Annotated in this window: 19 protein-coding genes and 2 pseudogenes; 13 read left to right on the forward strand and 8 right to left on the reverse strand. The window is 33.9% G+C overall.

Going from position 1 to position 24,942, the window contains the following annotated elements:
- Positions 1–7 precede the first annotated feature (7 nt).
- The 4 genes from BWGOE10_RS06115 to odhA all read right to left on the reverse strand — a co-directional run bounded on the left by BWGOE10_RS06115 (position 8) and on the right by odhA (position 8,252).
- Entirely contained in the window at positions 8–1,957 is a 1,950-nt protein-coding gene (locus tag BWGOE10_RS06115; protein WP_070141331.1) for a TOMM precursor leader peptide-binding protein, read from the reverse strand.
- Positions 1,954–3,873: a putative thiazole-containing bacteriocin maturation protein gene (locus BWGOE10_RS06120; RefSeq protein ID WP_070141332.1), complete on the reverse strand. Its 1,920-nt coding sequence runs from the start codon at positions 3,871–3,873 to the stop codon at positions 1,954–1,956. Before BWGOE10_RS06120 ends, BWGOE10_RS06115 begins: the two co-directional genes overlap by 4 nt.
- Before the next feature lie 125 nt (positions 3,874–3,998).
- Positions 3,999–5,255 carry a 2-oxoglutarate dehydrogenase complex dihydrolipoyllysine-residue succinyltransferase gene (gene odhB / locus BWGOE10_RS06125; protein ID WP_070141333.1) on the reverse strand — a complete coding sequence of 419 codons (1,257 nt, stop codon included), beginning with the start codon at positions 5,253–5,255 and terminating at the stop codon, positions 3,999–4,001.
- A gap of 129 nt (positions 5,256–5,384) precedes the next feature.
- Positions 5,385–8,252 carry a 2-oxoglutarate dehydrogenase E1 component gene (odhA, locus tag BWGOE10_RS06130; RefSeq protein ID WP_070141334.1) on the reverse strand — a complete coding sequence of 956 codons (2,868 nt, stop codon included), beginning with the start codon at positions 8,250–8,252 and terminating at the stop codon, positions 5,385–5,387.
- An 825-nt stretch (positions 8,253–9,077) separates the two neighbouring features.
- Here odhA and BWGOE10_RS06140 point away from each other — a divergent pair.
- From BWGOE10_RS06140 to BWGOE10_RS06165, 6 genes are all read left to right on the forward strand, one after another.
- Positions 9,078–9,269, forward strand: a complete 192-nt coding sequence (locus BWGOE10_RS06140) for a helix-turn-helix transcriptional regulator (RefSeq protein WP_070141336.1) — start codon at positions 9,078–9,080, stop codon at positions 9,267–9,269.
- 172 nt (positions 9,270–9,441) lie between these two features.
- The gene (locus BWGOE10_RS06145; RefSeq protein WP_070141337.1) at positions 9,442–9,819 is read left to right on the forward strand and encodes a permease; all 378 of its coding nucleotides are present in this window, start codon (positions 9,442–9,444) and stop codon (positions 9,817–9,819) included.
- Between the two features lie 28 nt (positions 9,820–9,847).
- A complete protein-coding gene (locus BWGOE10_RS06150; protein ID WP_002086895.1) occupies positions 9,848–10,030 on the forward strand; it encodes a DUF3976 domain-containing protein in 183 nt (60 codons plus the stop codon).
- A 132-nt stretch (positions 10,031–10,162) separates the two neighbouring features.
- Positions 10,163–10,525, forward strand: a complete 363-nt coding sequence (locus tag BWGOE10_RS06155) for a hypothetical protein (protein ID WP_070141338.1) — start codon at positions 10,163–10,165, stop codon at positions 10,523–10,525.
- Between the two features lie 40 nt (positions 10,526–10,565).
- Entirely contained in the window at positions 10,566–11,111 is a 546-nt protein-coding gene (locus BWGOE10_RS06160; protein WP_070141339.1) for a hypothetical protein, read from the forward strand.
- 157 nt (positions 11,112–11,268) lie between these two features.
- Positions 11,269–11,865 (forward strand): DUF4878 domain-containing protein, encoded by a 597-nt coding sequence (locus BWGOE10_RS06165; RefSeq protein WP_070141340.1) that lies wholly within the window; start codon positions 11,269–11,271, stop codon positions 11,863–11,865.
- Positions 11,866–12,420: 555 nt separating this feature from the next.
- On the opposite strand, the pseudogene BWGOE10_RS33280 reads toward BWGOE10_RS06165, so the two are convergent.
- Positions 12,421–13,531: pseudogene (locus BWGOE10_RS33280) on the reverse strand (hypothetical protein); the annotation flags it as partial.
- 488 nt (positions 13,532–14,019) lie between these two features.
- Between BWGOE10_RS33280 and BWGOE10_RS06180 the strand changes: the two are divergent.
- Both BWGOE10_RS06180 and BWGOE10_RS06185 read left to right on the forward strand, forming a co-directional pair.
- Entirely contained in the window at positions 14,020–15,495 is a 1,476-nt protein-coding gene (locus BWGOE10_RS06180; protein WP_070141343.1) for a hypothetical protein, read from the forward strand.
- 264 nt (positions 15,496–15,759) lie between these two features.
- Positions 15,760–16,509 carry a hypothetical protein gene (locus BWGOE10_RS06185; RefSeq protein WP_070141344.1) on the forward strand — a complete coding sequence of 250 codons (750 nt, stop codon included), beginning with the start codon at positions 15,760–15,762 and terminating at the stop codon, positions 16,507–16,509.
- Between the two features lie 181 nt (positions 16,510–16,690).
- Here BWGOE10_RS06185 and BWGOE10_RS06190 read toward each other — a convergent pair whose 3' ends face one another.
- Positions 16,691–17,686: a helix-turn-helix domain-containing protein gene (locus BWGOE10_RS06190; protein WP_070141345.1), complete on the reverse strand. Its 996-nt coding sequence runs from the start codon at positions 17,684–17,686 to the stop codon at positions 16,691–16,693.
- 357 nt (positions 17,687–18,043) lie between these two features.
- Positions 18,044–18,306: pseudogene (locus BWGOE10_RS33285) on the reverse strand (DDE-type integrase/transposase/recombinase); the annotation flags it as partial.
- 393 nt (positions 18,307–18,699) lie between these two features.
- Here BWGOE10_RS33285 and BWGOE10_RS06195 point away from each other — a divergent pair.
- From BWGOE10_RS06195 to BWGOE10_RS06215, 5 genes are all read left to right on the forward strand, one after another.
- Positions 18,700–19,242 (forward strand): hypothetical protein, encoded by a 543-nt coding sequence (locus BWGOE10_RS06195; RefSeq protein ID WP_070141346.1) that lies wholly within the window; start codon positions 18,700–18,702, stop codon positions 19,240–19,242.
- 433 nt (positions 19,243–19,675) lie between these two features.
- Positions 19,676–20,860 (forward strand): hypothetical protein, encoded by a 1,185-nt coding sequence (locus BWGOE10_RS06200; RefSeq protein ID WP_070141347.1) that lies wholly within the window; start codon positions 19,676–19,678, stop codon positions 20,858–20,860.
- A 1-nt stretch (position 20,861) separates the two neighbouring features.
- On the forward strand, positions 20,862–21,935 hold the full coding sequence (locus tag BWGOE10_RS06205) for a hypothetical protein (RefSeq protein ID WP_070141348.1): 1,074 nt from the start codon (positions 20,862–20,864) through the stop codon (positions 21,933–21,935).
- Between the two features lie 466 nt (positions 21,936–22,401).
- The gene (locus BWGOE10_RS06210; RefSeq protein ID WP_070141349.1) at positions 22,402–22,908 is read left to right on the forward strand and encodes a JAB domain-containing protein; all 507 of its coding nucleotides are present in this window, start codon (positions 22,402–22,404) and stop codon (positions 22,906–22,908) included.
- A gap of 52 nt (positions 22,909–22,960) precedes the next feature.
- The gene (locus BWGOE10_RS06215; RefSeq protein ID WP_070141350.1) at positions 22,961–23,266 is read left to right on the forward strand and encodes a DUF960 family protein; all 306 of its coding nucleotides are present in this window, start codon (positions 22,961–22,963) and stop codon (positions 23,264–23,266) included.
- 334 nt (positions 23,267–23,600) lie between these two features.
- Here BWGOE10_RS06215 and BWGOE10_RS06220 read toward each other — a convergent pair whose 3' ends face one another.
- On the reverse strand, positions 23,601–24,656 hold the full coding sequence (locus BWGOE10_RS06220) for a hypothetical protein (RefSeq protein ID WP_070141351.1): 1,056 nt from the start codon (positions 24,654–24,656) through the stop codon (positions 23,601–23,603).
- Positions 24,657–24,942: the final 286 nt, after the last annotated feature.

Genomic DNA, 24,942 nt, shown 5'->3' on the forward strand with positions numbered 1-24,942 from the left:
CTATGAATTATGGAAAAGGATGCGGATGTGGATTTAAACTTTCATTCGTTAAAGGCTCAGCCCTATATCCAAGTGTCATCGGTACGGTATATACTCTATCAAGTCCTGTAACCCGAGTGAGATGGTGACCGAACGTCATCGGTAACATGCCTGGGATTATTACTTTTACACAATGTAAGTCATTCTTTTCTATAAGGGGGACCGTTTGATCTACAACAATTACTTCAAGTCCAGATTGATGTAACCTGTTTAAAAGTTGATGAAGATCAGATGTTAAATCCATATCAAATGATTGTAATGCCTTCATTTCTTGGAACGTTTGCACCGGAGCATCTTCACGTAAAAGGAAGTGAAGACGTTCTTCCGCTTCTTTTAATCCGTACAGCATACTATGATCTTCCATTTGCGTAACGAGGTAAGGATCTTGTAAACAGTTTTCATATTTCTCTCTTTTTCGCTTGAGCTCATCGTCTGTTATAAGTAACATGCCTGCTATTTCGTGAATTGCACTCTTTAGAGCTCGGATCGGGTCTAAATGAGAGCCTCCTGCACAAACAACGTTCATTCCATTTTCACGCGTATTTTTTGCGATGACCCATAGGCTCGGGATGCCGTGTTCCATCGTCGCGTTAAAAGCATGTAATTCATATCCGGTAATCGTGTGTAACCGCTGGATCATTAGTTGTAATTCCGTATCATTTGCTGAACTAAGATCAAGGCGGGGAAGAGGTAATTCGGCATACCAAGTGAGCAAAAAGGCGTCACGCTCTACAATTTCTAAAATGCCGTGAAAAATTGCTTCTTCTAAACTACCACCAATTGCACATCCATTTGATGTTTCATACACGAAGGCATCTCGTTGACCAAGGCTATAATAAGCGATTGATTCTGGAACTAAAAGTGGCTGGCTTTGTGATAAAGAGTATCCCCATACCCAGTTTTGCTCATAATCAGGATCGAACGGCTTAAATGGAAAAGTATCACGATTGTAATGTTCAGTTGTATGTACGCCGAGTGTGAGGGGATTCAGTGCAATATGCTCTAGTTCATGAAAACTACCATGCACATTTGACTTTTTCCCGCGAGGCGACATACCGCAATATCGTTCTAATCCTTCTAAAATAGCGGTTGCTTCACTAAGTGGGAATGAATGAGTTCGGCCCGCGACACCTTCATTTCCGAACAGTAACGGCATGTTTATAATGACATCAGCAAACGGTAATAGAGAATGCTGCATTTTACCGTTCAGAATACCAGTCCGGTAATCTAAATAGTCTCTCGTTAAAAATGTGTTTAGCTCATGAATGGAACGACAGCGATACGTTTCAGTACTCGTTTTCAAACTTGGTTGTAAAGAAATTTGCGCTGCATCTGCTGTATCGTCAGACAAATTGCTGCATACCGGACAGAGAGGGTCTGGAAGAAACGAATGCCGAGTACATTGTAACGTTTGTAAGTCCAGTAAAATGAGTTCATTGTCTATAGAAGAATGTTTGTTAGTTAATATTTTCTCTGTTTCAGCATGAATGAGCTGGCACATTTGTAACATTCCATTTTGGGTGGCGCGTACATCACGCCTCGTCACGTTCTCTGATTTTAATGCATATTTCCGTTGTAGTTCCCACATTTCTTTTTGATCAAATCCAGCTATAAACCGGCGTCCATCAGCGCAGTGGGAACATCCAGTTGTAAGAGGCTTCACGAAAGGACCGATAATACCTTCACCAAACGAAGTAAACGCGCGAAGCCACGGAATATTATTTGAGCGAAAGATAAGCTCAGCATCATGATGTACGGAAGAAGGAGACCCGTCGTGTAAGACGAGAGCAAGATGAATGTTTTCAGGGAGAATTTCTGTAATTGTATGCTGGCGGATGAGTGAATATTGCTTACACAATTGCTCATGTACATAGTCTGTGAGTAGGCCATCTCCTATAAGTAGTATGTTTTGAGTCATTGGTCATCCTCCTTTGCAATTAATACCCCATATACACCGTCTAAGTTGTCTCTTAAAAATGACTCAATAGCTAAATCAAAAACGAATGGATACAAGTTGTTTTCCGTTAAATTTTGCAAGGCAACTTGTAAAGACTGTACGCCTGGAACTTCTTCCTCTTCTTGTATTGCTACTCTAACAGAATCCGTACTATATAAAACAATGGATGATTCCGGTAACATATTAGCTTTATAAGGAATCTCTTCATTTTGAATATGAAGGAGTGCTTGTTGCAGAGCATTTCGTAACGCGAGTGTTATATTAATATTTGCCGCACCATACCATCTATCATTTATACCGATCCAAACGACAGGAAAGCCAAGTAACTCCTCACTCATTCCTACTTTAGGTATTTCATGAATTGTAGAGAGAGCATCGTAGTAAAACCTACAATGTTTATCATGAATTTCGGTTAAATCCAGCTCTGTAACCTCTTCTAGCATATGTGATTGGCGTTCACATAACTTATTATTTAAATGTTTTTGTAGTGCTCGGTATACACCTTCTGTCATCGTTTCCCCAGCACCAATACCGATATCAGTATGTTCGGGGATAAGACGATGAATCATTTCAGCTACATATGTTTCAACTCCTGTTAAACCAGCTTCGCGGCGTGCTTCATTATGAGTTAATCCACCGCAAGTTATAGTAGGAAGGGGAGAGGTAGGTCCGTCTGATAATGGATTTGCAACTTGAATATAGCACTGTGATAAAGGCAATTGGTGTAAATCTTGTTCATCCCACATGTGGAATATGCCAGCTTCTTTAGAAGTTAACGTATCAAAAAAACGAAAAAGTTCAGTTGAAGTATATTGTCCGGAACGATGGGCAAGGTTTTCTTGAAGATTTTGCACCGTATCAATTGTAAAGATTTCATCGGTTGCGAGAAGATGTTTTATGAAAGGGTGCCACTTTCCTTCAAGTGTTTCCAAGTTTAATAAATAGAATTGAGGATTATACTGCCTGTGTGAACCTTCAGCGACATGTTTAAATAACTCAAAAACGATAACATTTGCTAACATTGCAGATGCAATTGGTGAGAAAGGTTCAGGTGGATTTTCACTTTGTAAAGTAGTTTCGTGTAGACGATGCCAAGCTGATTCCCAGCATTCTTCACGGTCTGCGGTTACGACGGGTCCAGCTAAACCAATTCTTGATAAGCAAATAGCTGGTATGAAATTTTTCCTAAACTCTCTACAAATAGTATGGATTGCTCTTAAACTTTCAATATCTCCATTTTGGGAAACGTATAAAATCCAGTCGAAAGGCTCGAATACTTCATGCAAAGGGCGATCAATTGTACTATCTATTTCTTGAATAAGTACATTGTCATCATTTGCATATGCACGTTCGCTTAATTCATGAATTCGATCGTAGTTTGTTTCAGCACGATCTGTAACAAGATAATGAAATGTAGGTAAACCAGATTCTAATAAAGAAGAAACTAGGGAAGTAAGCATATCGCCAGAACCAATTATAAGCACATTTGCTGCGCGGTACGTTTCGAATTTTAAAGCGCCTGAATGGGAATCAGCTTCTAAAAACTCAATTTGCGAAGCATATCTGTCGAGTAATGCACTGTTTAATTCGTGGGGAGCATCTTGGCTTACATCACGAACGAAACCATTTTCATATAAAATCTCTCCAATTTCAAATACACGATTTTGATAGGGGAGAGGGAGACCATCGGTTATTTCTGTCAAAGAATGATTACCGTTAAACATAGGCATTAATTTCTCAATCCAGTCATAAATCCCATCACCATCCATACGGAATGAACTGGAGTTATTTCGAAAGTAAACACCCCCGTTTGAATCGGGGAGGAAGAAAGTATCCTTATTTGCTTTAAGTTTTGCATGAACTGGAAGGTTATTCATGTTTATCCCCCTTACGTTTTCGGCATACATTATTAGTCTATGTATTGTGATTTGTCCCGTATGAACACAATAAAAAAAAGCTGTAGAATGATTCATTCTACAGCTTTTAATAGATTAATAATCTATCAACCTTCTAATAATAATGATTTTGGATCTTCAAGCATATCTTTAACAGCAACAAGGAAGCTAACTGCTTCTTTACCATCAACAATACGGTGATCGTAAGATAGTGCAAGGTACATCATTGGACGGTTTTCCATACGCTCTGCATCAATTGCAACTGGACGTACTTGGATTTTATGCATCCCTAGAATACCTACTTGTGGACTATTTAGGATTGGTGTCGACATTAGAGAACCGAACACGCCACCATTTGTAATCGTAAATGTACCACCTTGTAGCTCTTTTAATGAAAGTTTATTATCGCGTGCTTTCAGACCTAAATTACGAATCTCGCTTTCAATTTCAGCGAAGTTCAATTGGTTAGCATCGCGTACAACTGGAACAACTAATCCATCTGGAGCTGCTACTGCAATACCGATATCATAGAATTTTTTAATGATAAGCTCATCGCCTTGAATTTCAGCATTTAATAATGGGAATTGTTTTAATGCTGCAACAACTGCTTTTGTGAAGAATGACATAAAGCCAAGACGTACATCATGTTTTTTCTCGAAAGCATCTTTGCGTTCTTTACGTAATTCCATGATTGCACTCATATCAACTTCGTTAAATGTAGTTAACATTGCAGATGTTTGTTGAACTTCTACAAGACGTTTTGCAATTGTTTGACGGCGGCGGGACATTTTCACACGCTCAACTGGTTTTTCAAATTCAGTTTTTGCAACTGGAGCCGGACTTTGTTTTGGAGCAGCTGGTGCTTCTTTTGGCGCTGCAGCATGAGCTTGTACGTCATGTGGTCTCACACGTCCAAGTGGATCTGTGCTACGTACGTCGTTTAAGTCGATTCCTAATTCACGAGCCATTTTGCGAGCAGCTGGTGATGCGATAGGACGATTTGTATTTGGTAAACCTTGCAACGCTTTATTTTGTTCAACACTTGGAGCTGCTGCTTTCGGTGCTTCAGTAGTTTCTTGTTTTGGTTGCTCATTAGCCGGAGCAGGTGTACTTACTGCAACTGCTGCGCCGTTTGCATCTAAAATTGCGATAGTAGCGCCAACTTCAACTGTATCTCCAGGTTCGCCTAGTAACTTCGATACAATACCTGAATCCTCTGCGATGATTTCTACATTGACTTTGTCAGTCTCAAGCTCAACAACGCTGCCACCTTTCTCAACTTTGTCGCCTACGTTGATAAGCCATTGTGAAATAGTTCCTTCTGAAATAGATTCTGCAAGCTCAGGTACTTTAATTTCGATCATTTTAAATGTCCTCCCCTTATTTGCCTAACGGTGTGTTTTGTCTTCTTTAATCTTCGGTAATCTCCATTTGTTAGCCCGGCTGTGACAGACTATCTGCCACAGCTGAGCCTGAAAAACTCATTGTTACTTTCAGTTGCTGAAAACTTCAATTTCTTGTTTATCTTGACGGAAGTTGTACTTCACATCTAAAGCGTGTGCAACGATTAATTCTTGCTCAGCTTTGTGAGCGAATGGATCGCCACCAGATGGGCTAGAACGATCCGGGCGTCCAATGTAACCTGTTTTCACTTTATCCCCAGCTAGTTCGAACAGAATTGGAGCCATGTAATGCCATGCGCCCATATTACGAGGTTCTTCTTGAACCCAAATGATTTCTTCTAAGTTTTTAAAACGTTTAATAATAGATTGAACTTTTTCAGCAGGGAATGGGTACAACTGCTCGATACGAACCATATGAACTTCATCTAGGCTGTACTCATGCTTACCACTCTCGATTTCTGCTGCTAAGTCAATTGCCATTTTACCTGTACTTAAAACAAGACGTTTTACTTTGTTTGGTTTCGCACCAAGGTTTCCTTGTTCTAAAGCAGGTTGGAAACGTCCTTCGCTTAACTGACTAGCAGTTGAAAGCGTAAGTGGGTGACGTAATAAACTCTTCGGCGTCATAAGTACTAATGGTCGAACAGCTTCTGTTCCTAAGATAGATGCTTGACGACGCAAGATATGGAAGTATTGTGCCGCGCTCGTTAAGTTTGCAACCGTCCAGTTGTTCTCAGCAGCTAACTGTAAGAAACGCTCTGGACGTGCACTAGAGTGTTCTGGTCCTTGACCTTCATAACCGTGTGGTAATAGAAGAACTAAACCAGATTTTTGACCCCATTTTGCTCTTCCTGCTGAAACATATTGATCAAATAATGCTTGCGCAGTATTTGAGAAGTCACCGTATTGAGCTTCCCACATCACAAGAGTTTCTGGAGCAAATACGTTATAACCATATTCGTAACCAACAACAGCAGCTTCTGATAACGGACTGTTATGAACAGAGAATGATGCATTAATGTTTGGTAAACGGTGTAATGGTGAATATGTTTCATTTGTATCAGTATCGTGTAATACGATATGACGGTGCGCGAATGTACCACGCTGTGAATCTTGGCCAGTTAAACGAATTGGCGTACCTTCTTGTAAAATAGAAGCGAATGCTAATGACTCAGCAAGTGCCCATTCAATTTTACCGTTCTCTTCAAGAGCATCTTTACGACGTTCAAGAATTTTCTTCACTTTCGGATATACGTTAAAGCCTTCAGGCCAAGATAATAGTCCTTCATTAATTGCACGAAGTGAGTCAATTGAAACACCAGTGTCAATCGGTTGAATTCCTTTTGCAACAACCTCTGGGACTTTAACGTGAATTGTTGCAGCACTCGTATCAGCTGGTGGCACTTGCGCGTATTCAGCCTTTAATTCCTCTTGTATAAACTGAGTAATTGTTTCAACCTCATCTGCATTCAGAACGCCAGCAGATTGTAATTGATCTGCATAAATTGCTCTTACAGTTGGGTGATTTTTAATTTTTTTGTACACTTGTGGTTGCGTAACTGCTGGATCATCCATTTCGTTATGACCATATCGGCGGTAACCGATTAAATCGATTAAGAAGTCCTTTTTGAACAGCGTACGATATTGGATCGCAAGGTTTGCAGCAGCAAGACAAGCTTCCGGATCATCAGCGTTCACGTGAACAATCGGAATATCGAAACCTTTTGCAAGGTCACTTGAATATTTAGTAGAACGAGAATCATAGCTATCAGTAGTAAAGCCGACTGCATTATTTGCGATAACATGAATAGTTCCGCCAGTTTGGTATGCATTCAATCTACTTAAGTTGAGTGTTTCAGACACAACACCTTGACCAGGGAATGCAGCATCACCATGAACTAAAATTACGAATGATTTTGTAGTATCTTGTTCTGGAAGACCAGATTTTTTACGATTCTCTTGAGCTGCACGTGCGAAACCTTCAACAACAGGGTTAACGAACTCAAGATGACTCGGGTTATTTGCTAATGTAACACGAGTGCTAACTTCTTCATTACCAACGACTTGTTCTCTACCTAAATGGTATTTCACGTCGCCAGTCCAGCCAGCATTTGCCTTTACGCCTTCTATTTTTGCATGTTTGAACTCAGCAAACATGTGACCATATGGCTTTTCTAGTACATGAGCGAGTACGCTTAGACGACCACGGTGAGCCATACCAATCATGACATCTTCAACGCCGCCTTTAGCACCTTCTGAAACAATTTCATCTAGTACAGGTACAAGCATATCAACGCCCTCTATTGAGAAACGTTTTTGACCAACGAATGTTTTATGCAAGAATTGCTCGAAACCTTCAACAGCAGTTAAACGTTTTAAAAGAGCAGTTCGTTTTTTATTTGATAATGGTTGACGCAATGAATTTGATTCCACCATTTGATGCAACCACACGCGTTCTTCACTATCTTGTATATGTGAGAATTCATAAGCTAAAGATTTTGTATAAACGTCTTTCAATCTATGAATTACATCAAGTGCAGTGTGAATACCCTCTGGTGCATCTTGCCATACTGTTTTAGCTGGAATCGCTTTCAAATCAGCATCGCTCAGTTCGTTCATTGTTTTCTCGATAAGTGATTGGCCATTTGCAGCATCTTCCATCGGATTGATGTGAGCTAACGTATGCCCGAAAGAACGAATCTGTTCAACAAGTTGAACGACTTTAAGAATCTTTTCAATGTTCCCTGTGTTTTGAGGAGAAAAATGTGTTGCTGTGTTGTCCCCTGTTACGACATCATCTTGAAACGAAGGAGCTCCAAAAATTTCAAAAAGCTCTTGTAATTCCGGATCAACAGAACCTGCTCCAGTTACGTAAAGATCATACTGTTCAATAACATAACCAAGGTTCGGACCATGGAACTTGGCCCAAGGGTTTGTCGTTGTATTCTTCCTCGTCATTTGTTTAAACCTCCTAATGCATATAATCCTTTTTCCATACAAAAAGGTGCATTTTGCTCTTTTTCAATAATTGATGAACTAATAATTAATGTAATTGTTTTCTTTACTCTTATGTTATTACAATAATTTACATAATACCAAACACTATTACTTATCTGTTTTGTAAAAAAACATTCACAATAACTTATCACCCAAGTTAATCTTTCATGTTATAAAGTAATTTTACAGAAAAATGGGGTGGATATATTTGGTATACCTACACTAACAACTATAATTGTTGCATTTAAATATAGGTATAATGGTTAGAATGTTTTGATAAAATGAAGTTCGAATTATGTATATTGAAATAATAAGCGCTTTCATTGATATTATACAACAATATAACGGAATATAGTATAAAAAATAAAAAATTATGAATTTAGAGTAAACTTTATTTCGGTAGTGTTAAATATTGAAAGGAAAACGAAGGATTTCTACAAAAAAAGTGGCTAAACATAAAAAATGCTTCATAAACCGTTAGTTTCTATAAATATGGCGAAAAACACCGTAAAAACAATAGCGCATTTCACCCAATAAGGAGAAGAATGAAATATTTTAAAAGGATAAAACAAATATGGAGATATTAAATTTTCACAAAAGCGGGGAGGGGATATAGTAACGGATATATACATTGTTCCATGTTTCATTCCAAAACAGACGTGCTGAATTTGAAAAGTTTCTTCTATATAAATAGAATTAAAAATGATCAAAATATATGTAAAGGAACCTTGACGTAAAGTTTCCTTTACATATATACTCGATATAAGGGAGGAGGGAGAAATTCCCTTGGAAAATAAAATGGTCGAATACCGAAAAAAATTTGGACTATCTCAAGAAAAATTGGCTGAGAAACTTGGGGTTTCCAGACAAACCATCATTTCAATTGAAAAAGGGAAATATGATCCATCACTTCCATTAGCATTTGAAATAGCGAAAACATTTCAAACAACGATAGAACATGTATTTATCCCGCGTTAACGGGCAGTAAGACTCCCACCTCAAAATTCGGCTGAGGCAAAGAAGTTAGGCGGGAGATTAACTGCCCGTAAACGCCCGATTGGTTCAACTAATAATCAGTGGGGGATGAACAAAACCCCCACTGATTAAAGTTGCACTTTATTTATGAAGGAAAAGAAGAGGGGGAGAAAGGATGAATTATTCACAAAAGTACTTTGTAATTATGGGAATTATTTTTTTTATTATGAGTGGAACTATGATATTAGCAGGTGTAATGACGCATTCCGCGCCGCCAATTCCAACTTATACCGTGCTTGCAATGATGATTATGTGTTTCTGCCTAAGTTACTTACACCCGCAATTTAAAGAAAAAGATGAGCGAATGAAACTCATTCGTTATAAAGGAATGTTCTTCAGCTTTTTTGCGCTAACGGCATATTATCTTCTTTTCTCTATTGGCTTAAATTTAAAAGTAATTACACTATCTGCGGTTGAACTATTGAACATATTAATGGCATTAACGATGAGTACAGTCTTTATCTCGTTTGTTGTTTTGTCGAAAAGATATTAAGATGTAAGAGAGAAAGGAAGATTAATATATGCAAATGATGTATGCTTTTGGCATGGGGCTTGTTTTATTTTTAGCGGTATTCTTATTTATTCGTAAAGACGTTCAGGGCGGAACGTTAACGAAACGAGGATTTTATAAAATGATCGGCTGTTTAGTTGTTATGTTTATAGCGATTATCGTAATGATCGTTTTAATAAATCAGTCACTATAGAACTTAAAAACGGAACCTTACTTATGTAAGGTTTTTCTTTTTTTAAAAAACTAAAAATTACCATAAAATCCATTTACTATCTATACCTTATATTATATAATCCAATGAAATGATAGATAAGGAGAATAGTATATGAATAAAAAAGCTATCTTCTTTATAGCGATATGCCTACTACTTATAGCTAGTATTACTTATATAATATGTAACAAACGAGAACATGTACCACCTATATTAGTATGGGAGAGCCAGGAATACTACATTACGAATGAACCTGCCAAAGCAGAAGAAGTCGGACAAAAACTTGGCGAAGTAACAAAGAAAATTGAAACAAGCAAACAGCCTACTAAAGATAGTGAATCCAACATATTACAAGAAAAAACAGAAGTATTTGAAATGATTTTAGAAGAAGAGGATGAAAGGCCGCCCATACTCGTAAAAGAACCAAATAGTGAAGAATATAGAGTAGCAAGGCCGATGTTAAAGCAAGTATTATAATAATGAAGAAACAAATTTTTAATAGAGAGTAGTGAGCGGTATGAGATGGAAAGCAGGAACTTTTGAAAAAATAGAAACGAATGACTCATCTATTGAGCAATTTATACATACATTCAAAGAACAAAACCTAAATGGTGGACCAGTTATAAGTTGTTTTAAAGTACATAACGAAAATTTTTTCAAAGAAATACCGCGTGGAGAAGATGGACACAAGCATTTTTTCAGAAGAATCTTTAACTCTTTAGATATAATCAATAACTTAGAAGAGTTAAAAATACATACATCAGAAAAATATAAGTGTCGTTTTAAAGAGCGTCAGGCAGTTATGCTTGATGGTAGTATTGCCGCTCAAATTTTGTGGGGCGGAGCATATGTAGAATTTCAAGAACGACCGGTTGTCGCCAAGCAATTAGCGGTTAATGTATGTCAATACATGTTCCAAGATCGATATGAGGATATTAAAGCATTCGAAAGCTACCGTCCTTGGACAGATTGGTTTTACGGTATTGCATGGGATGCTACTTGGATGGTGTTAGATAGTAAGGATCATAAACTGTGGTTCATTTGTGTTACAGGTACAGATTGATGAAGAAAGCTTTGTAGAAATACTACAAGGCTTTTTCGTTTTCCTATAAGGAATAGAAAACAAATCATATAAATGCTATACTAAAAAATGTTTGTAATGTCAGTTTCATACTATTATATAGTGATGACTTACTAGAAAAGATAAGAGGAGAATGAACGTGAAAAAGATAAAGAAATTATTGCTGTTAATGATGGTAGTAGGATTAACAGTCGGTGTTTTAGCAGGATGCGCAAATCCGAAAGATACTGTAGAAGAATTTTTAACAGCGATGCAAAAAGGTGATGTAGAAAAGGCTCGTACATTTGTTGTAAGTGACAAAGAGTTCGGTAAACTAAATGAAAAAACAGACGATGCTGAAGCAAAAGCAATGCTAAGTGCAATTATGAAGAACTTTAAATTTGAAAAGCTAGAAGAAGTATCGAAAAAGGATGACAAAGCAGAAGTGAAAGTAAAAGTTACATCTGCCGATCTATCTGTTGCCGTAACAAAAGCAATGGGAGAAGTTATGCCAATGGCTTTCGCTAGTGCCTTTAGTGAAGACAAAGAGCAATCTGAAAAGGCAATAGAAAAAACGATGACATCAGCGATCATCAAACACTTATCAGATAAAGACGCAATAATGGCAACTCGCGAAGTTACATTGAACTTAAAGAAAGACAAAGATGGCGACTACAAAATCGTTGCCGATGACAACCTACAAGAATTGTTATTTGCTAATGCGAAGTCTTTGGAGAAGATGTTTGGTGGGAAGTGATTGACTGGCAAGATTTTTAGTTTTTATAAGAAGTAACTTGGATAAAAAGAGACACCATATCACCTAATAGGTTGATATGGTGTTTTTTTATGACCCCGGAGAGGCTCGAACTCACGACCTCCACCCTGTCAAGATAAGAAACGTATATTTTACGTTTCGGAAATATCGAGCGGAAAGGTAGTTGTATCAAGGGTCTATAGGATATTCTATATTTTCTTATGCAAATCCTGTAACGTAGAAAAATGAAATTTCTTGACCAGAATCTTGACCAGTTTTTATTCAGTTTCTTTAAAGTTTAAAGAGAGAATTGTTAAGATGTGATGAGCTATATCATGAATATATACAGAGTATGGAACAATAAATCGCATGTTTTTTTATCTGAAATAAAGGGATTAGACTAATTGTGTCTAGGATTACGAAGGAGTTTAAAATTAGTGATAATATATTGGGGATTTGAAGCGTTAAAATCTTATATGCTTATTTTTAGATTACATAAATAATTGTCAAGGACATACAAGAGTTTAAAAATAATGTGTATATATAAATGTAAGCCTATTTTCTAAATAACGTTTCTTCCTGGTATTTTAGATAGTTCGGTGGTAGGATTTTTCTGTAACAGGTACAGTAAACTTCTGCTTTAGCGGCGCACGAATGTTTCTAAACATCCTCTTTATATTTCGAATTGAATACATCGAGTAATGTAATCCAAAATTGAAGACAGCTTGTTCTCTTTCACTGTTTTTTTCTTTTGGTATATGCTGCGCAATAAAAGGGTAGACACCATCCTTAGCTGCTGTATCAAGAATTTGATATTGTGATGTTTGATTTAATAATTTTTTCAGTGTTATATACAAGCTTAGTTGGATATTCCTTGTTACGGTCCACCATGTCACGTAAGCTACGGGTGACGCTACGAATTTGACGATGGTATGTATGTTTTAGTACGTGAATAAATTTATTCGTGTTAGAAGCAAACTTACCAATATTCATCTCTTCCAGCACGGATTTGATGCGGGTATTTTTTATGTAAGAAGCGATATATACCGCCAAAGTTTGTTTCCTCGCTGCAACAGATAGCTTAAAGAAAGCTTTCATAAATACGACTGGACTAATATAAGCATAAGAATTTGCCTTTTCAGTTTCTTCGTTTATAAAATGAGTCAACTTGACCGTATAACGACTATCTACTCCATTTTCAATTGAGATAATGTTGTGTAGGTTTAATTTTTTTAAGCAATATAGAACTGAGAGTGCTGTATGCAAATTCTTCTGTATATTGCTTGTAATCTTCCCACATCATATGTACGGTTACATAGGGAATTACACCATTTATGTAAGGTTCCTTATGAAGCTAGAAGAAGAATTCTAAATCTGCATTAGTAATCTCATATAATTTATGTTTTCCTCACATTGTTTCAGAGATAGCAGACACCGTGCGACGTGAAAAAGATGGTTTCGCTTGTTTGACAAATCCATCAACATACGCAATATAATCTTCGTATGTCATATGTTCCAGAGTGTTTTCGAGATATGTATCTTTATAGCTGTAGTATTTCTCTTCAAATGTTTCAACAAATTTTTCCCGAAATTTTAGCGTAACTAAAACAGTGTTCGTAAATTCTCCTTTGAGACTACGTTGATTGCGAATAATAAATGATTTCCCCATCTTTTTTACCTCCGTTCTGAAAATTCAGAAATATATGCCGAAATACTATGAAATATACCAATTTTAATTATAGCAAAACAAATTTTATAAAAATGTCTCCTTTAAGAGAGTCCGAGAAAAGTGGAAACACTTTATAAGCCTTAGATCTGCAAAGCTTCAAAAAAAGTTATTAAAAAATTTATGTGCATTTTTTGTGAAAAGATGTTTCCTTTTTTATCGTTAAAGGGAACACGGAATCAGATTGAAACTTTGATATAAACATGTTTATCACTCTATTTTCTTTAGTTACGCGTGCGATTTGGGAAAAGTGTTTCCTCTTTTTTTATTATACGCGCAACTTGGGAAATATGCTTCCTTACGGAATTGGATGGAACTATACGAATTGAATCTATAAAGTTAGCAAGGTATGATTAAATATGTAGGTAATAATATAAAGAAATAACTTTTAAATGTTTATATATAGTGTACATGAGAAGGGTGAATTGATAATGAATCAAAGGACAGAACTAGCTATTAATAGATTAATAGATGAGGGTTTGTTTTTTAGAGTAAATAAAAATAAACTTGCACGCCACTTTTTAAATTATGTTCTTAAAATTAATGTATTTAAATTAAAAGTAGAAGAAGTCTATAGAAAAGTTTGTGAGGAGTATGGATACGCATTAGAAGCTTTACCAAATGAAGAGGAAGCATTCTATCAATTTGTAGCCAATAATATAATGGAAATTAAAGAAGATAAAGAGCCTTATCAATCCTTTAACCATGAAATTTTTCTTGTTATGGAGGACTTAAGGAAAATAAACTCTATGATACAAGAATATGAATCAAAACAGAGGGTTGAAGTTATTGATAGATATGAAAAGAAAAAATATCAATATTTAGTTGATAAGCTTAATAAGGCAAAAGATGAAATCTGTGAATATATGACAGGAAAAATAAATTCACGCGTATATAAAGAAATCAGAGATTGGGATAAGACGATTAGCTTTGCAGATTATGTAAATGTAAATCAAATATTAGATTCCCCGTATCCTTTTAGAAATAAGAAAGAAGAGTACGAAATGTCAGTATTTGATGGATTGAACTATAAATTTAAATATATGACGTTGAAGGAATATAAAGAATTGAAACTTCTTCATAGTAATAACATAATTGAATTTAATGCACGTGTAGATAGATATATAAGTACGTATGAAATTGGAAATAAAATTTTATCGCTTATAGAGGAAAATCATGTTCTTAGTAAGAGGGTAATGCTTAAACAAGCAATAGAAATTTATAAAGAAGGAAGAATGGAATTATTCTGCCAAATTACACCTCTTCAAATTGAGGGGATAATATATGATTATTGTATTGAGTTAGGAGTATCACCGTCAGATATAGAACGTGTTTCTTTGGGTAAAAAGGTAGAAGAGATAGTAACGAAGGATAGAAACTTCAAATGTCATGAATACTTTAAGTATGATTTTATTGAATTAAGGAATACAGCTGCACATGGGAGACTACATGATGATGTTAATTATAAAGATACGGCTAATATGTTAATTTTAGATTTAATGTATTTATGTGAGTTTGTTAATAGTTCTAATGCAACAGTGGTTAACAAGATGAGAAATTTATCAAAGCGTTTTGAAGAAATGAAACGGGAAAAACCTGTAGGTTGGGAATGGTCTGTAGATTTTATAGTATTAGAATTTATAAATGAATACAGAGAAAAATCACTCCCACCTTTTTATGATACAACAAACGAAATAATAGAAATAGATAGATATGCTCATAGTGAGAGTTTTTTAGACCGTATAAAACTTAACTTATTGTGCCCGGCAATATTATCACCGGAACAGATAGAAGATATCAAAAAATTTCTAGTTTATTTAAAGAAGTCAAAGAAGTCAACAGAACAACTTGAAGCGGAATGTATCTGTTTATTAAAACGTTTATCGGAAATTAAAAATGAACAATAATAAATGAGTAATAAGTTTACACGCCATATTAGGTGAAGTGGAGGGGGGATCTTTTTTTTAGCATTACAATATATTGTATAATCACACATAAGAACGTTGCATATAAAATAAAGATGCCTAAAAAATGTAGTTGTGTTATATTCCATTAAAAGTATATAATCGATATTTTTCAATAATTATTGGGACTAGATATCTGAATTTAGGTTGCGTGAATCTCTAATTAAGATGGTTTAAGACCAAATAAAAGGTTAGGAGAAGATTGATTTGTTAAAGAACTTAAACACTCGGTTTTTATTTTGGTTTTTCTTTATAATTAGTTGTATTTTAATCATAATGGTTAAATTTACACCCTTAAAGGACATACATACATCACAGATAAGTTTTTTATCCTGGTTTCACTACGGATATGAGTTAGGAGAAACGGTTTTTGGACTTAGTATTAGCTATATAATTAGCTGCATTTTCTACTTTATAGTTGTCTATTTACCAGAGCAAAAAAAACGCCTTCGTGCAATGAAAATAATTGAAAATAGAATAGATATGGTCTTAGGGTTTATGGGAATAACTATCTATTATTATTTTTATAAGAATGGTATTGCTGAATCTAATGATGAGAGATTACAAGAGTTGGTTGAAAAAATACAAACTATAGACAATGATAATAATATGGATTTTGATTATCAATACATTGAAAAACCAACAGGTAATACAGTAAGAATTAACACCGGATACCATACTGAAATCTCTTCATTATCAGATTATAGAAGTAGGATTCAGCAAACAATTAATGAGATTTTCAAAGTACCTGTAATAATTAACGTTGATCACGAATTAATAGTAGTTCTCGAGGAGATTAATAATTGTATGTTATTTAAACTAGTTTCTGCGGTGGAAAAATATCCTGCAGGTAGAACGCCGGAATTTGGAAAAGATTTATTTAAATATTATCTTTTGTACAAGAAGCTAGGCAAATACATTGAACCAACGAAATATAGTTTTGAGCAAACTCCGTAGAGTATCATAAAAGGATTAATACGAATCCGTATGAAATCTTAAATAAGCAGAGCCCCGTTTTAAATATCAAAACGGGGCTCTGCTTGTTTAAGGTTAAAAATAAATAATTTTATTATAGATTTTGCACACTTATGTTACAAATTATAAACTTTCTTTTTGCATGTTGTGGACTTAAACAAGATTAAGAGAATAATAATGCTTGTTTGATTTCATCAAATTTGATTATCACTTCATCTTTCACGGGCTGGCACCTCTCAGCAAAAAGTTCATATGAGAACGAAAAAATTAAATCATCCGTTACAGTTTCATCTCCATAAAGGTGCTGCTCTTTAATTTTAGTTGTAACATAAAGAGGGTATACAGATTTATAAGATCCTGGATGGACTACATCATTTATGCCGCCGGCAAACATATAGCCATTTTTTTGTATGTCGATTTTAGTTTGATATATTAAAGGTAGTCCTTGTGTATTCGCGCGTTCTAGCAGTCGGAGATTTTCCCCTGCTTTAATACGAATTGCAGGATATGTAGCAACATATCGTCCGATATTACGGATACCAACAACAATGGAACATTCAAACTCACTATCAGGGCCTGTACCAATAATTGCACCGCTTTGTATTTCATAGTGAACCTCTAAAACCGGTTTTTGTCGTCTACCAAAAGCTTCTGAGATATGATGATGTGTCATTTGTGTAAAACTGTCCCCTATTCGCATATAATATTTATTTTCTCCGAGTAATGCTTGGTGGGGAGGTAAGTCACTAGCAGGGACATATGTTACGACAAATCCATCATCGGTACCAGGTATAGGAATAAACATATTCTCAATATCAGGTAGTAAAGGGATTAGAGCATTTGAAAGGAGACTATTTAATGTTGTTTGAAATATTTTTGCATTTATAATAGGGGTTTCGCCTTTAGCAGCATCCAATCCATCTTTGTTTTTGCTTGCGTCAACTCCCCAAATAATGACGCCTCCAGAGGTGTTAGCAAATCCTGATAATGCTTTTACATAGTTCCTTTTATCATCTTTAGAAATTGTGTCACCAGCAGGGTCACTTTTCAACTTGAAATCTAGGAAATCTGATTCTTCTTGTTGTTCGTTAATCATACGTTGAATTTCTGTATATCTTGATTTTTTTAATCTTTCGAAAATTAACTCGGCATTATTCATTTGGAACGCTCCCTTTTCAAAGTATGTAATAGATATAAGAGAATTAAAACTATTAAGTTTATTTTTACATAAAAATAGGAATATTGTCGATAGAATAAATATATTTATATATAGAGGTAATATATAGTAATGGAATAAAATGATCTTGCACGCATAATCCTAATGGTTTAATAGGTTCCGTTGTAAAGTTTCTTAACACATAAAAAGGTGAAGGAATTCTGTTGGATTTTACGAAGCCGTTAATAATTTTTGTAATTCGTTATATGTCGAAAAGACGCAGTCTGATTGAAGACTTCGTCTTTGTTTATGTAGGATATGAACCGTTTCGATTCCTTTTATTGTACGTGAAGCATGGCGAAGTGTTTGTCCCTCTTTATCAATTGATCGATATAAATAGCACCATTTCTCTTTGATTTTTATATAGGTTTCATCCATTTTCTCAGATAGTTGTGATCTTTTGATTTTCTTCTTCCAAATTTGATAGATAAGATTTCCATATTCATGAACTCAGCGCATAATGGTTGTTGGATGAACCGAGATGCAACGTTCCTTCAGAATTTCAGATACATCACGATAACTTAAAGAAAAACGACAACAGTAGCCACGGCTACTAATATAATATCTTTCTCGAATTATTTTCCTTTAAAATATCTCATCTGTTATGCTCCTCATTTGCTTTTTTCAGAGTTTATCCTAGTTTAGAAAACTTTGCAACAGAACCTGCTACTTCTTGTCATAGAATTTTAGTTAATGATCTAAAAATTAAAAATGTACAGTATGTAAATAAAATGTAAGTTTCACTGCCTCCATAAATTTTGAAAATAGAGGTTTTTTTTTAGTAGATTAATCTGTGACGGTGAATCTTATCATAGGTCAGCACAAATTTTCTATATGGGAAAAGATAAGAACCACTTAGTGTTCTTGACGTAATCCATACTTTAAAAAGTAATTAAATGGAAAATTTGGTAAGGATTTGTGTCGTTATGTTTAAAAAGTTTAAGGTGGGGGAAATTATGGAGGCTAAAGTTATTGTGTCTATCATTGCTCTTATTGTTTCACTTGTATCGTTGTATATATCATTGAGACAAAAGAAATATGAAACCGAAAGAATTATTAGAGAGAAGCTTACAGATACCTTCAATGAAATTACTGAATTGGATGTTGATTTTATTAAACTTGAAGTGAATATAAACAAAAATGTAAATTTGACAAGGGTATTTAATCAAAAAAGGAGTTTCCTTGCAAATCAAGCGCTATATTTTTTACCTAAAATTGAAACATTAGTATCAGATATGGAGTTTGCTTTGTTAGCAAAGACATTAGAACGAACCGGGGATCTTGAAAATGCTGACTACTATTGGCGGAAGAGTATGGAAAGATCATCTAGTAAATGTACTGAAATATATAATATGCGTGGATATGCAAGATTTCTTTTCACGACTACTAATATCGATCAAGGTAGAAAAATGTATCAAGAAGCTATTGATTTGGGTACAAAGGAAAATGATAGAGGTTTGTATGACATGGCCGAAACATACATATTATGGAGGCCATAGAGTGGGAATATGGCTTCCTTGACAGAGCAGAGGAGTATTTGAGTTTATCAGATAGAATGATCAGTAAGATTGAGAATGCGTATCAAAAACAGAGGATACTAGATTATTTAAATGATGTTAAAAAAATTTGCAATCTGCAAGGGATATCATAAAATTTACACAAATTATCATTATGAATGTAATGAAAAATATCGTTAAAGCATGGGATTACTGTCCCATGCTTTCTATGTTGATGTATATCTTATATTCAAAATCAATTTTGTGCTTTAATGATGTAGGGTAAACCTTATCATAAGTAAGTGAGGTTTAAGTATTTGTCAAGGAAACAGTCAAACTAAGAGATTAGTTTGACTGTTTTTTATTAGGGATTTAAAATGTTATAATTATCCTTAGATGAATAAAATAGATTATTTTAAAAAGGAGAGCTTATAAAGTGGAAATTAAATCTCGTATTACTGATTCTCGTATTAGTGCAGAAAATATATTTATTGAAATGACTTATGAAGAATATCTAAAAATTGCTAGTAAAATTATTGAAAATAATCCTTTGCAAAGACGTCGAGTAAAATCATCTAATACAGTATATTCTTTACTAAAAAATGATTTAAAAAGTGGATGTTTGATGCCACCTATGGTACTGGGTCTTAGCAATGGAAGAGATAATGAATATGCAACTATGAGTGATGATGAATTAATAAAATATATAAATGATAATAAAGAAAGATTGATAATTTTAGATGGATTACAGAGAACGCACACACTAAAAGACGTTGAAATAGAGTATGAAAGTACGGATAGTAAAGAAGCTATTAACGCATTTTACTCAAATAAATTAAGACTTGAGTTATATCTAGGAATTAACAAATTCGGTATTTTATATAGAATGTTAACACTAAACACAGGACAAACACCTATGTCTATACGTCACCAAATAGAAATGCTATACCAAGATTATCTACAATTTGACATTGAGGGAATTAAAATTCTAAGAGAGGTTGATGAAAATAATAATAATGAATTAGGAACGTATAATTTTAAAAGTGTTATTGAAGGGTTTAATTCATATCTTGAAAGAGACCCATTACCAATGGATAGATTCGATGTATTAAATAATGTAAAGAGTTTAGAAAAATTATCTATTGAAGATCAAAAACAAGATTTATTTATGCAGTATTTAATAACCTTTAATTTATTCATAAAACATGTTGTAGATTATAGTGCTGATTGGCAATTGGATACAGAATACGAAGAAGAAATGAAATTAAGTTCGAGAGCATTTGCAGTCTCGGCATTAAAACTATTTAATAAATCTCAAGCATTTACTGGCTTTGGTGCAGCAATAGGCAAATTAAGAGATCTCGATTTAATTAGTGGATTTGAAGAAGTAAATAAGATAATACCTAATTTAACATCTGATGAAAACCAAGAAGATTGGATAATCGATTTTATTATTAATTTGGACGAAATTAAAAGAAAATCCAAAAAGATTGGTAATTCACAACGTGAGTATTTTTATTGGTTTTTTAGAGCTTTATTTAATAAAGATTCAGATGCATATTTAAATCTAAGTCAAGCTGTAGAAGATGGATATAAAAAATATCGTAGGGAATCAGAATAAAATGAGCATAATTATTAAAAATGATACATTGGAATTTCGTTTAAATTTTTCTGAATTCGATAGTGCGAATATGCAATTTATATTTAAGGATTCTGAAGATATTATAAAAGCACTATTTGAATATAATTTAAATATTAATGAAATGAACGATACAAGCAATTATGAAATTCACTTACTATATAACAAAAATTTTGCTGAGAATAACATTTTTCAAGTATTTGATGATGAAATTAGATTGGGTTGGATCTTTCCATTGCAAGCTATAGTATCTAAAAATCATGATTATGCGGAGAATAAGCATTTTTTAAATTATGCATATGTAGCCTTTCTAAAATTATTAAGTGAGTCTGAAAAATTGGGATTAAATAATTTAAATTACAGAGAAGATTGTAACTATAAATTAGAAGATTTATTTGATATTGAAAGTACTCATGTTTTTATTACTAGTAACTCTAATACTCAGCAGATAAGTGGTTATGATTATCGAAAGTATATTCCATCATTATATGATATAGGGTATTTACCTAAGTACGGTAATAATTCAAAAGAGATATGCGGTGACAAAAAATTAAGAGTAAATAAGTTATCTTCTGAATTAAGTAAAGAAGTATTTATCACTTATTTATTTAACGAGGTTTTAGTAGATACATCTCACCATTTAGTAAAATTTTATATGCTGTATCAAGTTATAGAATTATTAATTGAAAAAATTTTTAATAGTGAACTTACAATTATGTTAGATGGATTATCAAAAGATGAAAAAAATCTTTTTCAAGTTAAAGAAGATTTAGGAAAGCTCGCGAATGAGAGTGAAAGAATTCGAAAATTGTTTAACCAGTATAGTTCGCATCATGAATCTAGAAATGAATTAAAGAAATTATGTAATACATTATTAGAAAGTATTGGTAGAGATAAAAAAAATAGTCCAGAGAAAGCGTTATATAGTATTAGGAATCTTTATGTACATGATTACAGAAGTATACCAGTCGAACATGAATCTAAGATAGAACAAATTAATATTGTGTTTGAAAAAGTTGTAATTGAAACTATACATACGTTCAATTTAACTAATTAAAACCGTATTTACCAACATCATGTAGAACCGTATTCTAAATAACGATAAACCCAAGCCAAAATCCAGCTATATGATAAATCATCTAGCTAAATTAGTTTAGTTGTTTGCATTCAGCTTTTACTGTATTCCTGCTTTGTAATATACGTAGATTAGTGATTGATTGTACTTTCCAACCTTTTTACTTATATCATCGTTATTTACAGCTAATCTAGAATACTTAGTATCTATTTTGGGGTTATTAGGAATTAAAGCGATGATGCGTTGGGTTCATTAATATAGGCAGGAATTGTACAAAAAAATATATAAAAGAAAAAAATTTAAGTTTAAGATAACGGATTTTTATCTAGAAGATAACAAGTCTACAGTAAACTTCCATTTATTAAATATATATTATTTACATGAATACAAAAAGGGTTGCTTTTCAGATGAAGAGCAGCCCTTTTTCTTATGACTGGAGGAATAAAAAATGATATATCGTGAGAGTAGAACAGGAAAGCAAGGAGTACTAGAATCACCTGTTGGTATAAATCAACCAGCAAAACGAGTTGAAATCGTAAAACTAAAAATGGTAAAAGAGAGCAGTCTTCTTTACAAAGAAAGAAGAGTGAAATCTCCCGAAGATGCAAGTTTGTTATTTAAGCAATTTCTAGATGAGGCTGATCGAGAGTATTTTATTGTACTCTGTCTGGATATAAAAAATCAGCCTACTGCTATCAATGTTTGTCATATTGGTAGTTTGAATTCTAGTATTGTACATCCACGTGAAGTTCTGAAACCAGCAATAATTTCAAATGCAGCTTCAATTATTGTTGCGCATAACCACCCTAGCAATGATCCTACTCCAAGCAGAGAAGATCTTGAAGTTACAAAACGACTTATGGAAGCAGGAAAAGTTGTAGGTATAGATGTGTTAGACCATCTTATTGTTTGTGAGGAGAGTTTTATTTCACTTAAAGAAAAAGGTCATATGTAAGAAGAAATATAATTTGCCCATGTTATTTAAATAAAAGGGAGGTAGGACATATATGTTTGATGTAAATCAGAGCCGTTTTGCTACAAAAGCGGTACAGAATATAATTCCATTAGAATTGCAACAATTTTTATGGCTTATCATTGATTGTCGAAAAGCCGCTGGAGATCGACTGGACTACTTGCAAGTATTTGAGCTGCGATCAGATCATGAACATCAACTTGTCTGTAATACACAGGAGTCTCCACCTTTGCAATTAGAATACAAATTTAAGTTAAATTCTAAGGGGGTGATTAACTGTAATGTGTGGCTGGTAGACAATGGAGAATATGCAACTATGCTTTTACCATCAGATTATTGATAGGGTATAACATTGAAAGTAGAGGTGAAGAGGATGTGTTCTAAACCAAGTGAGGTTGCAATTGAAGTGATAAAAATTATTCTACACATAATTGGTACGAAAGATAAGTGAATATACATTTTACAAATGTGTTTTCTGTAATTACGAGTGAAAAACTAATTCTAACATTAGACTTTATTTTAAAAACATGAAAAATATAATAATGGAAAAGTAGACGATAACAGCACGAAAGAGTAAAAAATGAGCATTTAGAAAGAACTAAAATAACGATTGTTTTTCTAATAATTTTTATTTCCTTCGTGAATGATATCGTCTTTTTATTAGAGGGGAGTGATTAGATTGAAATACAAGATTCCTTTTCTTCATCTAAGCTCTCCTCGATTTTGTCATATAAGTTTTCTAAATAGGAAATCTCCCAATCTGACGGTAATGTAATTGGATTTATTCCTAACTTTCTCAAAAGGTTTATTCGGTTGCTAAATGTATCTGCTGCCTTATGAACATCTTTTCCTTGTATATAGTTATGTTTTGCCTTAACGATACTACCACATTTATTTATTAATCTTAATAGCATTTTTAATGACATTTGTATTTGTCCATCATCGACTTTTTGATTTACCAGTTCTATAGCATTTTCCAATGTGTAATAGTCACCTTTTCCTACAATTAGCTTATAAAACTTCATGATTTCCTTTTTGCAACGTTGCTGATTCAACACATCAATGACAAATTCATCGCTGTCTCTGACTTGGGTCTCGAAGCGTAAAATCCCCCTAGTCTCTGAAAAATCTAAAAAACTCTTATTTTTTTGCTGTTCTTTAAGTAGTAGAGTCTCGTATCTGTTATACCAGTTGACCGCTTTATATGCAGACATCAAGTACATATTTGTTTTAGAATTCCAATACTTTTGAGTATGTCTATTATCAAGGAAGTAATCGGGTATGTTCCCTTTTTTGAACAAGAACAAATATTTAGGGATTAAACTTTCATCAATAGTCAAATCTATTGCTGCTTCAATTCTCTTCGCTTTCCATTCAAAGAAATCGGGGACGTTTAATGATAATATGTCTTTAAGTACATAATTAAAATTAGTTTGAACGGTTTTAAATTCTGATAACTTTGTCACTCTATAATAACCGTTGGGATCGATCAATAATAGAGGGCGTAATCTAATTTCAATAGATCTGTATCCCCACTTATTACTCCTTAGTCGGATTTCCTGAAATCCATATCTGGATAGTGCGTTAGAAATGTAAGCACCTTTATCCCAAGAATCCTTACGAAGTTGGTGAGAGGTTTTATACTTTTTTAAATAAGCTTGCAATTGTTTAAAGATGTTATTATACTCGGATTTCGTCAGTTTATAACTTACATACATCATATCAATCATATAACAATACCTCACTCAATTTCCCCAATAACGCAGTATGCTGTATTGTACAGACATGGTAAGCGGAGGGGGTATATTATTTAAGTCAAAGTAATGTTATAGAGCAATTAAAAAAGTACAAAGACGGCTATTAATAGCTATCTTTGTACTTTTTGTGTAAAGTAAATAGTGTTTTTGACTGTTTCTATCATAGAATGATTTTATTTTTCCACTTATTACTGATGGATACGTGAGTACATGACTAGGTTGAAGATTGGGATATTCCTTAAGCTCATTGGCGTTGACA

Origin of the sequence: Bacillus mycoides (genome assembly GCF_001757995.1) — a bacterium.
Taxonomy (GTDB): domain Bacteria; phylum Bacillota; class Bacilli; order Bacillales; family Bacillaceae_G; genus Bacillus_A; species Bacillus_A mycoides_B.